This is a genomic window from Brevibacterium sediminis, assembly GCF_024895295.1.
In the GTDB taxonomy this organism is placed as follows: domain Bacteria; phylum Actinomycetota; class Actinomycetes; order Actinomycetales; family Brevibacteriaceae; genus Brevibacterium; species Brevibacterium sediminis.
Window position 1 is genome coordinate 415,342 of record NZ_JAHQRN010000002.1, and the last position, 12,184, is coordinate 427,525.

General features: G+C 64.1%; 10 protein-coding genes and 1 tRNA gene. 10 read left to right on the forward strand and 1 reads right to left on the reverse strand.

What is annotated here, in order from left to right; translation table 11 throughout:
* Position 1 precedes the first annotated feature (1 nt).
* From KTJ89_RS06245 to proC, 6 genes are all read left to right on the forward strand, one after another.
* Positions 2-979, forward strand: coding sequence for a Ppx/GppA phosphatase family protein (locus KTJ89_RS06245; protein WP_139468624.1), 978 nt, complete (start codon positions 2-4; stop codon positions 977-979).
* 188 nt (positions 980-1,167) lie between these two features.
* On the forward strand, positions 1,168-2,886 hold the full coding sequence (locus tag KTJ89_RS06250) for a glycerol-3-phosphate dehydrogenase/oxidase (protein WP_139907251.1): 1,719 nt from the start codon (positions 1,168-1,170) through the stop codon (positions 2,884-2,886).
* Positions 2,887-3,018: 132 nt separating this feature from the next.
* Positions 3,019-3,741, forward strand: coding sequence for an MIP/aquaporin family protein (locus KTJ89_RS06255; RefSeq protein WP_139907252.1), 723 nt, complete (start codon positions 3,019-3,021; stop codon positions 3,739-3,741).
* Between the two features lie 59 nt (positions 3,742-3,800).
* Positions 3,801-5,333: a glycerol kinase GlpK gene (gene glpK, locus KTJ89_RS06260; RefSeq protein WP_139468621.1), complete on the forward strand. Its 1,533-nt coding sequence runs from the start codon at positions 3,801-3,803 to the stop codon at positions 5,331-5,333.
* A gap of 95 nt (positions 5,334-5,428) precedes the next feature.
* Positions 5,429-6,430: a sugar phosphate isomerase/epimerase family protein gene (locus KTJ89_RS06265; protein ID WP_139907253.1), complete on the forward strand. Its 1,002-nt coding sequence runs from the start codon at positions 5,429-5,431 to the stop codon at positions 6,428-6,430.
* 134 nt (positions 6,431-6,564) lie between these two features.
* Entirely contained in the window at positions 6,565-7,401 is an 837-nt protein-coding gene (proC, locus tag KTJ89_RS06270; RefSeq protein WP_259357105.1) for a pyrroline-5-carboxylate reductase, read from the forward strand.
* Between the two features lie 15 nt (positions 7,402-7,416).
* Here the strand turns inward: proC and KTJ89_RS06275 are convergent, their stop codons facing one another.
* Entirely contained in the window at positions 7,417-8,298 is an 882-nt protein-coding gene (locus KTJ89_RS06275; protein WP_259357106.1) for a helix-turn-helix transcriptional regulator, read from the reverse strand.
* Between the two features lie 107 nt (positions 8,299-8,405).
* On the opposite strand from KTJ89_RS06275, the gene KTJ89_RS06280 reads away from it, so the two are divergent.
* From KTJ89_RS06280 to KTJ89_RS06295, 4 genes are all read left to right on the forward strand, one after another.
* Entirely contained in the window at positions 8,406-8,747 is a 342-nt protein-coding gene (locus KTJ89_RS06280) for a DUF485 domain-containing protein (RefSeq protein WP_139468617.1), read from the forward strand.
* A complete protein-coding gene (locus tag KTJ89_RS06285) occupies positions 8,744-10,396 on the forward strand; it encodes a monocarboxylic acid transporter (RefSeq protein ID WP_172173732.1) in 1,653 nt (550 codons plus the stop codon). The genes KTJ89_RS06280 and KTJ89_RS06285 overlap by 4 nt, the downstream gene beginning before the upstream one ends.
* A 414-nt stretch (positions 10,397-10,810) precedes the next feature.
* Positions 10,811-11,800 (forward strand): hypothetical protein, encoded by a 990-nt coding sequence (locus KTJ89_RS06290; RefSeq protein ID WP_259357107.1) that lies wholly within the window; start codon positions 10,811-10,813, stop codon positions 11,798-11,800.
* Positions 11,801-12,083: 283 nt separating this feature from the next.
* Positions 12,084-12,154 (forward strand) — tRNA-Gly (locus KTJ89_RS06295).
* The last annotated feature ends 30 nt before the right edge of the window (positions 12,155-12,184 follow it).

Sequence of the window (12,184 nt, forward strand, 5' to 3'; positions counted from 1 at the left end):
AATGCGCCTAGCAGTCCTCGATATCGGCTCCAACAGCGTCCACCTCCTGGTCGTCGACGCCCACGTCGGAGCACCGCCTCTGCCTGCCACCTCGCACAAGGAGGTGCTCAGACTCGCCGAATTCCTCAGCGACGACGGAACGATCGACTCCGAAGGGCAGGAACGGCTGCGCTCCTTCATCGCCGATGCCGTCGAGATCGCCGAAGACCAAGGCGCGGAGCAGATCCTCGCCTTCGCCACCTCGGCGGTCAGGGAAGCTCCGAACGGGATCGGACTCATCGAATCGATCAACGCTCAGCTCGGGGTCACCCTCAACGTGATGTCGGGTCGGGACGAGGCCCGCGTGACCTTCCTTGCCGCCCGCCGCTGGTTCGGGTGGTCGGCCGGGAAGATCCTGCTGCTCGACATCGGCGGTGGCTCGCTCGAGATCGCGGCGGGTCAGGACGAATACCCGCAGGCGGCCGTGTCGGTTCCGCTCGGCGCCGGACGCACCTATTCCGAGTTCCTCCCGGACCCGATGCCCACTGAAGAGGACATCCACCGCCTGCGCAAACATGCCCGGGCGCAGATCGGACGCATCGCCGGCGACATCAACAGGGTCGGAGTGCCCGACCAGGTCGTCGGGTCGTCGAAGACCTTCCGCTCGCTGGCCCGCATCGCCGGCGCAGCCCCGAGCGGAGACGGAATCTATGCTCCGCGGAAGCTCTTCCGCCGCGACCTCGAAGGCATCATCGACACCCTCGCCTCCCGCACCCCCGAGGAACGTGCCACCCTGCCCGGCGTCTCCGAAGCCCGAGCCGGACAGGTGCTGGCCGGAGCGATCGTCGCCGAGGCGGCCTTCACGATCTTCGACATCGGCGTCATGAACATCTCCCCATGGGCGCTGCGTGAAGGCATCATCATGCGCAAACTCGACCTCCTCGACTCGGCCGAACAGTCATCGGCGATGCGCGTCGAGCCCGTCGCCGCCCTCGACTGAGCCTTCGGCGGGTCGCACGCCGGCGTTTCCGGACACGGTTGAGCCGCCTTCGCATCTGTCGGATTGCTACCGGAATTCAGGTTCGCCTGCTAGTTTTTGATTAGTCGCCGAGGCGGCACCCGCACTGATCTGCCCGTGCCGACATCGGTGAAAGCCCGAATCTTCTGACGGAAAGCACGAATCTGCTGATGCGAAATGGTGAGCTGTCCCCGAACTTCCGCGACCAGGCGCTGGAGACTCTGAAGAAGACGAGCGCGGCCGACCCGCTCGACGTCTTCGTCGTCGGCGGGGGAGTGACCGGAGCAGGATCGGCCTTCGACGCAGCCACCCGCGGACTCAAGGTCGGCGTCGTCGATGCCAAGGACTGGGCCTCGGGTACCTCGTCCCGGTCCTCGAAGCTCATGCACGGCGGACTGCGGTACCTCGAGATGCTCGACTTCAAGCTCGTCGCGGAGGCGCTCAAGGAACGCGACCTGCTGCTCCAGCACACCGCGCCGCACCTCGTCGAACCCGTCGCCTTCGTATTCCCCTTCGAGCACCGCCTCATCGACCGGGCCTTCATCGGCTCCGGCGTGCTCCTCTACGACACGATGGCCACCCGGCCGGGCCGCAAACGGGCTGTGCCGATGCACCGCCACCTCGGGAAGAAGGCACTGAGCGCCCACTTCCCGGGCTTGGCCGACGACGCCGCCGTCGGAGCCCTCGAATACTATGACGCGAAGGTCGACGACGCCCGCTTCGTCATGAACCTGGTCCGCTCGGCCGTGAGCTACGGAGCCGCTGCCGCCAACCACGTCTCCGTCATCGGCTACCTCCACGACGGCGATCAGGTCACCGGCGTCCACGCCCGGGACGAGATCACCGGTGAGGAGTTCGACATCCACGCTCGCCGCACCATCCTCGCCGGGGGAGTCTGGACCGAAGAGCAGCAGGATCTGGCGAAGGCCGATGCCGGGCTCAAGGTGCTCGCCTCGAAGGGCGTGCACATCACCGTGGCCGAAGACAAGATCAAGGCCGACCCGAACACCGGAATCATCTCGAAGACGGAGAAGTCCGTCCTCTTCGTCATCCCGTGGGAAGGCTACTGGGTCATCGGCACCACCGACACCCCGTGGAACGAAGACGTCGACGCACCGGTGGCGACCTCGCAGGACATCGACTACCTGCTCGAACATGCCAACGCCATCCTCGCCGACAAACTCACCCGCGAGGATGTCATCGGCGTCTACTCGGGACTGCGTCCGCTGCTCCAGCCGGTCGTCAAGGAAGGACAGGCCTCGACGAAGGTCTCCCGCGAACACACCGTGATGGAGGTCGAGCCGGCCCTCGCCGCGATCGCCGGCGGCAAGTTCACCACCTACCGAGTGATGGCCGAAGACGCCGTCGATTTCGTCCTCGGCGACGATGCGAAGGACCGCAGGTCACTCACCGAATCCGTGCCGCTGCTCGGTGCCCAGGGCGTCGGTGCACTGAGGCGCGGCCAATCCGGAATCGCGGAGAAGTACGGATGGGACGAGGACCGCGTCAAACGACTCATCCGCCGCTATGGCACCCTCATCGAGGATCTGCTCGACCTCGTCGATGAGGATCCCGAACTCGGTCAGCCGCTGGAAGGCGCCGAACGCTACCTGCGCGTCGAAGCCCATTACGCGGCCGCCGCGGAGGGGGCCGTCCACCTCGGCGACATCCTCGAGCGGCGGATGCGGCTGAACTACGAGACTCGCGACCGGGGGAAGAACGCCGCCGAGGCGGTCGCGGCCATCGTCGCACCCGTCCTCGGGTGGGACGACGACCGGCAGACGGCCGAGGTCGAGGCGTTCAACGCCCACGTCGACGCCCAGGTCGCGGCCGAATCCACCGACGATGACGCCTCGGCGGCGGCCCTGGTCGGTGCGACCCTCCACTGAACCGTTCACAGAGAAGTGCGGGACCACAACCGAATACCGACAATCGAATATCGACCGACCCCGGAGCACCCTCCGGGTCGACCATCGACCGGGACACCCTCCGGAAAGACAAACAATAGGAGTTTGTGAGATATGGGCACCATCTTCCTCTTCGAGATCGCCGGTACGGCGATGCTCATGCTGCTCGGCGTCGGCGTCGTCGCCAATGTCGTCCTCGGCAAGACCAAAGGCAACGGCGGAGGCTGGCTGCTGATCTCCTTCGGCTGGGGCCTCGCGGTCTTCGCCGGTGTCTTCGTCGCCTATAAGACCGGCGCACACCTCAACCCCGCCGTGACCTTCGGCATCCTCGCCAGCGGAGCCGACGAATATGCACCCGGCATCGCCGTGACTTTCGGCAACACCATCGCCTATCTCGCGGCCGAGATGATCGGAGCGATGCTCGGCGCGGTCCTCGCGTGGGCCGTGTACAAGAAGCACTACGACGAGGAGAAGGACGCTGGCAACATCCTCGGCACCTTCTCCACCGGTCCGGAGCTCCGCTCCTACGGCTGGAACTTCGTCACCGAGGTGATCGCGACATTCGTCCTCGTGTTCGTCATCCTCCTCTTCGGCAAGACCCCACACGAGCTTGGACCCTTGGCCGTCGGCCTCCTCGTCGTCGTCATCGGAGCTTCGCTGGGCGGGCCCACCGGCTACGCCATCAACCCGGCGCGTGACCTCGGTCCGCGCATTGTCCACGCACTGCTGCCGATCCCGAACAAAGGCGGCTCCGACTGGGCGTACTCGTGGGTGCCGATCGCCGGACCGCTGGTCGGCGGCGTCGTCGCCGGTCTGGCCTCCCAGGCATTCGTCTGAGTACGATCACAGACAACTGAGCACGCTCACAGACAAACCACTTCGACACAGGAGTCAGAATGAGTCAGGAAAAGTTCATCCTCGCCATCGACCAGGGCACCACCTCGTCGCGGGCGATCGTCTTCAACCATGACGGGCAGATCGTGTCGTCCGGCCAGCTGGAACACGAGCAGATCTTCCCTCGCGCCGGCTGGGTCGAGCACGACCCGGTTGAGATCATCAAGAACACCAACGAGGCGATCGGTCAGGCCCTGGCTCGGGCGAATATCAACCGCCACCAGCTCGAGGGCGTGGGCATCACGAACCAGCGTGAGACCACCGTCATCTGGAACAAGAACACCGGCGAACCCGTCTACAACGCCATCGTGTGGCAGGACGCACGCACCCAGAAAGTCTGCGACGAACTCGCCGGGGACGAAGGACCGGACAAGTACAAGGACCGGGTGGGTCTGCCCCTGGCGACCTACTTCGCCGGCCCGAAGGCCAAATGGATCTTCGACAACGTCGACGGGGTCAAGGAAGCCGCCGCGGCCGGGGACCTGCTCTTCGGCACCATGGACACCTGGGTGATCTGGAACCTCACCGGCGGGGTCAACGGCGGAATCCACGTCACCGACGTCACCAACGCCTCGCGGACGATGCTGATGAACATCGACACCCTCGACTGGAACCCTGACATCGCGGCAGATATGGGCATTCCCGTCGAGATGCTGCCCGAGATCAAGTCCTGCTCGGAGATCTACGGCTACGGGGCGAAGAACGGACTCATCATCGACACCCCGATCTGCGGCATCCTCGGCGATCAGCAGGCTGCGACGTTCGGTCAGGCCTGTTTCGAGAAGGGGCAGGCGAAGAACACCTACGGCACCGGCAACTTCATGCTCATCAACACCGGCAATGAGCCGGTGGCCAGCAAGAACGGGCTGCTCACCACGGTCGCGTACAAGATCGGCGAGGACGATGCCGTCTACGCGCTCGAGGGATCTGTGGCGGTGACCGGTTCGCTCGTGCAGTGGCTGCGCGACAACTTCGGCATCATCAAGGACGCCCCCGAGGTCGAGACCCTGGCCAAACAGGTCGAGGACAACGGCGGCTGCTATATCGTGCCGGCGTTCTCCGGACTCTTCGCCCCGCACTGGGAGTCCGATGCTCGCGGCGTGATGGTGGGTCTGACCCGGTATGTGAACAAGAACCATATCGCCCGTGCCGCCCTGGAATCCGTGGCTTTCCAGTCGCGCGAGGTCCTCGATTCGATGAACCTCGACTCCGGTGTCGAACTCACCGAGCTCAAGGTCGATGGCGGCATGGTCGCCAACGAGACGCTCATGCAGTTCCAGGCCGACCTCCTCGGCGTGCCCGTCATCCGTCCCGAGGTCATCGAGACCACGGCGCTGGGTGCGGCCTATGCGGCGGGCATCGCCGTGAAGTTCTGGAACGGTGAGGACGACGTGAAGGGCAACTGGCGTGAGGACAAGCGCTGGAATCCGTCGATGGATGATGAGACGGTCGACCGCCTCTACCGCCTCTGGAACAAGGCGGTGGAGAAGTCGAAGAAATGGGTCGACGACGACACCGAAGCCCTCTACGCCTGAATTACTACCTGACGGCGGCCCAGCAACCTCGCGCGAGGTTGCTGGGCCGCCGTCAGGTAGTTCTGGGGAGGGGGAGCCGCGTTAGACTGGAAGAGATGAGCAAGAAGTCGAAGTCCCAGCGGAAGGTGTTGACCACCAAGAATTCTGCGCGCTCGAATTCGAAGCGCCATAAGGAGTACTTCGACAAACACGACGTCTATGAGAAAGACGCCCATCACGTCTCCGACAACCGGATCAGGCTCGGCCTATCCAGCTCCTCCGTCTCACCCATGACCGTCGAAGAGACCTTCACCCAGGCAGCCAAACACGGCTACGACGGCGTCGAGATCATGGTCACCCATAACACCGAGACCCGCGACGTCGACCTCATCAACGGGCTCGCCGGCGACACCGGACTCGACGTCATCTCCCTGCACGCCCCGACCCTGCTGTTCCTGCCCCGAGTGCTACACAAAGACCATTGGGAGAAGCTGCGGATCACCGCGAACCTCGCCAAGGCAGTGGGCGCCGACACGGTCGTCCTCCACCCGCCGTTCCGCTGGCAGGGCGAATACGCCCTCGGCTTCGTCGACGGCGTCCGCCAGGTCGCCCAGGAGACCGGTGTGAGACTGGCCGTGGAAAACATGTACCCCTGGCGGGCCGGCCTGCGCGAGATCCAGGTCTACTACCCCGACTGGAACCCCCTGGACGAGGACTACGACGACCTCACCTTCGACTTCTCCCACGCCTCCACCGCCGGCATGAACGCATTGGAGACGGTGGGCGAGATCTTCGACCAGCTCCGTCACGTCCACCTCACCGATGGGGCCGGCTCGCTCAAGGACGAACATCTCGTTCCGGGCGAAGGCACCATGCCTGTCGCCGAGACCCTGCAGTACCTCGCCAAACACAATTGGCAGGGCGACGTCGTCGTGGAGGTCAACACCCGATTCGTCCGCAGACAGTCCGCGCGCGAGAAGATGCTCGCCGACTCCATCGCCTTCGCCCGTGAGCACCTCGGCCTCGACGCGGATACTCGACGACGCAACGCCCACAGCCACACCCGCACCTCCGAGCACAAGCCCTCGCGGTCCGGAAGGGCCGGCGCCGAGAGCTGACCCTGCGAGCGACCGCGACGTCGCACATCACCCTGCCCGTCTTCGCCTCGCTTCGCTCGGTCACGCATCGGCACGCTTCAGCGCATGGACACCCACCGACCACCGCACATCAGATATCGAAAGGCTGACGCACTTTGACCACCATCGCCTCCATCGGAACCGGCAACATGGGCACGGCCCTCATCCAGGGAATCCTCACCGCCGACGCGAGCATCACCGTCCGCGCGACGACGAACTCGACCGACTCGGCGCAGCGGCTCCGCAGTGATCTGCCCACCGCCACGGTCACCTCGCTGGAGGATGACGCCGACGCGAATCGGAAAGCCGTGTCCAGTGCCGATTTCGTCTTCCTCGGTGTGAAGCCGTGGATGATGGCCGATACCCTGCGCGAACTCGCCGACGACCTTGACCGGGACTCCGTGCTCGTGTCCATGGCAGCCGGCGTCGCCGCGGCCGACCTTGCGAAGCTCGCCCCCGAGAATCCGATCGTGCGGATCATGCCGAACACGCCGAGCGCCATCGGCCACGGCGTCATCGCACTGGCCCCCACCGCCGAGGTGACCGCCGCCAGTGTGGACACACTGAAGTCCCTGCTGTCGGGCGCTGGCCTCGTCGTCGATCTCGACGAATCCCAGATCCCGGCCATGACCGGCATCTCCGGGTCCGGAGTGGCGTACTTCTTCCTCCTCGCCGAAGCCATGATCGCCGCGGGCGTCAAGCAGGGTCTCAGCGAGGACGTCGCCCGCCAGATGGTCGTGGCCACCGCCGACGGTGCCGGCCGACTCCTGACCGAGAAGCCCGACCCCGCCGCTCAGCGTCAGGCCGTGAGCAGCAAGGGCGGAACGACCTTGGCCGGTCTCCAGCAGTTCCTCGACTCCGGGATCTTCGATATCGCCGAGGCGGCCGCGCAGGCGGCAGCGGACCGTTCCCTGGAGATGGAACAGGAGAACTCCGAGGTCATCAACGGCTGAGCCGGATCTCCTCGCTCATGGGAGGACGTGGGACGAGCGGGCGATCGACACGGCCTCATGCCGGGTCCGTGCCGAGAGCTTGACCATCGCCGTATTGAGATAGGACTTCACCGTCGACTCGCGCAGCGACAGCGCCTCGGCGATGCGGGCATTCGGCCATCCCAAGGCAACATGCGAGAGGATGTCGGTCTCCCTCGGCGACAGCCTGACTGCGGGTACCGGCGTCTGGAAGTTCTCCGGATTGTGTCCGGAGAGAATATCGGCCAGGCGCGCCTCGATGCCGGTGAGCTTCTCCCTGGTCTCCTCATCGACTATCCCGGAGCGGATCGCCCTCAGCTCGGCATAGGTGTGCCGGAGAGCTTCGCGTCCCGAGGGATCCAGATCCGGGTAGAGCGGTTCCAATTTGACGGGGCCGCGCGGTTCCTGCCGGTATCCGAGTCGAGCCAGATCGACCGAGAGCTGTCGTACCCGTCTGACGAGGTCTCCCGTCTGCGGGGCGGCGGCGTTGTAGTCCGCTCGGTGGCCGCAGTAGACCATACCGGTGACCTCACCGCCGTGCAGAGTGGGGACGGCGACGAGGACGCGGATGCCCTCGCCGAGCACCTCCTCGTCGTAATGGTGGGTGATGAGCGGGTCGATCTCATAGTCGCGGGTCAGCTGCGGAGTGCCTTCGGTCATGGCCCGACCGCCGAGGCCGCGCCCTGTGCTGACGATGAGGGTCGAGAGCAGGTCCTTGTCGGCCCCGGCGACGGCTTCGACCGCGACCGAATCCTCTTCGACCATGCCTCCGAAGACGACGTCACCGGTGCCGCTCTGGTGCAGGGAATCGACGGCTTCGACGAATAGGCGACGGGTCTCGACCTTGAGTGCCCGCGTTTCCTTGGCGTGCGCATTCATGTGAACAAGCTACCAACTTTCGGTGGTATTCCCTAGCGCATGCTGAACGTTACCTTTGGGTCATGTGATTCAGGACACTGATGTTCTGTCCATTCAAAGGAGAAAGAATGACTGACCCTGTCAACACCGGTGTTGACTTCCTCGCAGAGGAGGAGAAGCCGGAGTTCAAGGCCCTCAAACGCAAGCGCTTCTCGGTGGTGATCCCGCTGTCGATCGCGTTCCTCGTCTGGTACTTCCTCTACGTCATCCTCAGCACGTACGCCCACGACTTCATGTCGACGAAGGTCGTGGGGGAGATCAACATCGGACTCGTATTCGGGCTGCTGCAGTTCGTGACGACCTTCGCGATCACGATGTTCTACGTCTCGTTCGCCAACAAGAAGCTCGACCCTCCCGCGGAGGCGATCCGTGAACGACTGCAGGCCGAATCGGAAGGACACCGCTCATGAGCACTCTGGCAATCGGAGACTTCGTCGCTTCGGGAGTCGACCTCCTCAGCGCAGCGACCACCGAGGTGGAGAACAACCCGGTCCTCAACATCACGATCTTCGCCGCATTCGTCGCGGTCACGATGTTCATCGTTCTGCGGGCCAGCCGCAACAACAGATCCGCCTCGGACTACTATGCGGGTGGCCGGTCGTTCACCGGACCGCAGAACGGCTTCGCCATCGCCGGTGACTACCTCTCTGCCGCATCCTTCCTCGGCATCTGCGGTGCGATCGCCGTCAACGGCTATGACGGATTCCTCTACTCGATCGGCTTCCTCGTCGCCTGGCTCGTCGCTCTGCTCATCGTCGCAGAACTCATGCGCAACACGGGCAAATTCACCATGGCCGACGTGCTGTCCTTCCGCCTCAAACAGCGCCCCGTACGCATGGCAGCAGCCCTGTCGACCCTGGCGGTCTGCTTCTTCTACCTGCTCGCGCAGATGGCCGGTGCCGGCGGGCTCGTGTCTCTGCTCATGGGGATCGACGGCAAGGTCGGCCAGTCGCTGGTCATCGCCGTCGTCGGCGCGCTGATGATCATCTACGTTCTCGTCGGCGGAATGAAGGGCACCACCTGGGTGCAGATCGTCAAGGCGATTCTGCTCATCGCCGGTGCTTTCGCCATGACCATCTGGGTGCTCGCACTCAACGGCTTCAACCTCTCGACCCTGCTGGCCTCGGCCGTGGACAACGCAGCCGAAGGAGTCGGGGAAGGCGTCCTCAACCCGGGTCTGCAGTACGGCGAGAATCCGCTCGACTTCATCTCCCTGGCACTGGCGCTCGTGCTGGGCACGGCGGGTCTGCCCCACGTGCTCATGCGCTTCTACACAGTCCCCACGGCTAAGGAAGCTCGCCGATCCGTGGTGTGGGCGATCTGGCTCATCGGTGCGTTCTACCTCTTCACCCTCGTGCTCGGCTATGGTGCGGCCGCACTCGTCGGCGCCGACGCGATCAAGAACGCTCCTGGCGGCGTGAACTCCGCGGCTCCGCTCCTGGCGCTTCAGCTTGGCGGGCCGCTGCTCATGGGCTTCATCTCCGCGGTCGCGTTCGCCACGATCCTCGCGGTGGTGGCGGGCCTGGCGATCACCGCGGCGGCCTCGTTCGCTCACGATATCTACGCAAACGTCATCAAGAAGGGCAAGGTCGAAGACTCCGAGGCGGAGGTCAAGATCGCCCGTCGCACCGTCGTCGTCATCGGTGCGGTCGCGATCATCGGCGGCATCGGAGTGCAGGGGCAGAACATCGCATTCCTTGTGGCGCTGGCCTTCGCCGTCGCCGCCAGCGCGAACCTGCCCACGATCGTGTACTCGCTGTTCTGGAAGCGCTTCACCACTCGCGGTGCGGTGTGGTCGATCTACGGCGGACTGATCTCGGCGATGGTGCTCATCGCCTTCTCGCCGGTCGTCTCCGGCTCCGAGACCGCGATGATCCCCGGTGCCGACTTCGCGATCTTCCCGCTGTCGAACCCCGGCATCATCTCGATCCCGCTCGGCTTCATCCTCGGGTGGATCGCCTCGGTGACGGATCGAACGGTGGAGAGTCCCGAGCTGGCCGCCGAAATGGACGTCCGTGCCCATACCGGATTCGGCGCCGAGGAGGCTGTCGAGCACTGACCCATTCCGCCATCCGCGTGTTCGAAGTGCAGACGACCCGATTCCGATCAGCACGCATGCACTTCGAACACGCGGTTGTGGATACCGCAGCGTTATGGCCGCGTCGTGACCATCTCGGCGCACGCACCCTTGCGCTGAGAACTCGGCTGCAATCGAGTACCACGCGGGGGCGGAGGCGCCGCTGACTCAAACGCCGTGGACTGTTGACAGCATGCGGACTCGGACGTCTTATGGGTGTGGATGCCGAGGGCGATTCCACAGGCGGTTGAGGAGGCCTTGTCGGAGTCTCATTCGTAGCGACAGTCTTGCCGCATGTACAACGTGGTCCGCACCAGTGAACTCAGGGCGCGTGGGGTGCAGAGCAGATGCATCCGTGACGCCAAAGACTGCTGCCTTTTGGCACTCACTCAAGGGATGTATTCTGTCATCGCCCGCTGCTCGAATCTCAGACATGGTGCGATAGCGGAGTTCATCACGGACGAAGCGTGGATTCACAGAGTCGTCGAGCAGACCGACCCGGAGTCGGGGAGGCCTCGTTTCGAACTCCTCGACATGTTCGAGAAGCTGCGAGTGGCTTCGTACCCGCACTACCGATTTGACGACGTGATCTGGGGAGTCTCCGCCGCATTCGTCCATGACCTTCCGCTGCATCGACCGCCTCGGGGGAAGGTCTTCATCGCTCACCCGAAGAAGCGACACAACAGCGCCGACGTGTCGAGGACGTCGAAGACCGTTCCTGAAGAGGACGTCGTTCGCATAGGCAAGATGTCGTTGACTTCACCCATTCGCACCGCCTTCGATCTTATCGGCCAACTTGGTGAACCGGAGGGCTTCGTCGCACTCGAACGGTGTCTGCGCAGATCAGCATTCGGGTCTGACGAAGGGGCCGACGAGGCGGCAAGATTCGGATATCCGCCGGACACTTTGGGATTAGCTGAGCTCTGCATTGCTGAAGACTTCATGCCTGTGCTCGGCCGGCTGTCAAAGGGCCAAGCGAGAGCTCAACGTCTGCTGTCTTCAGCGGGGCCGCTGTCGGAAAGCTACGCAGAGAGCCGTTTCGTGTACAACCTCATGCAGCTGAGACTGACCGGATTCAGCCAGCAAGTCAGGATCCGGGACGGGCACACGGTCATCGCTCGCGTGGACTTTCTGCACGAGAAATCGCGGACTATCGTGCTCATCGACGGCTTCTCCAAATATGCCGATAACGGAGTTCGGCTCATTCGGAAAGAGGTCCGTCAATTCAATCGGCTGCTGGAGCTCGGGTACAGAATCGTCCGTCTGAGCTTCGACGAGGTGACCCACCTTGAAGAGTGCGCAACCAAACTCTTCGGGCAGGCCCCGCAGCTCAGGGCGTTCATCGCCCCGCGAAAACGGTCCGGTGCCCGGCAGAGCCGGACGTAACAGCCGTGGCGAGACATTGCTGTGCGACCAGACAAGTGTTCAGTTGCTTCGAAATGCAGATGCCCTGACCGAAGTCACTGCGTCCACACTTCTGACCAGCGATTGTCGCTGGCCGCGGCAGAATGGCCAGTGGAATGCAGCTTGGTGGGCGTCGTGGGTGCGCATATGGCGAATGGATGTGATGCACCCGAGGTGGGAAGCTGTAGACTGGTTCGAGTTGCCGATCGCGGTATGTCTGCACCGGGTTTCACCTGGGTGAATGTCTGCCGACCACGGGCGACGCGCGGGCGTAGCTTAATGGTAAAGCTTCGGCTTCCCAAGCCGATGACGCGGGTTCGATTCCCGTCGCCCGCTCTCGTTGTGTCGTGATGCGGCCACGGCTGT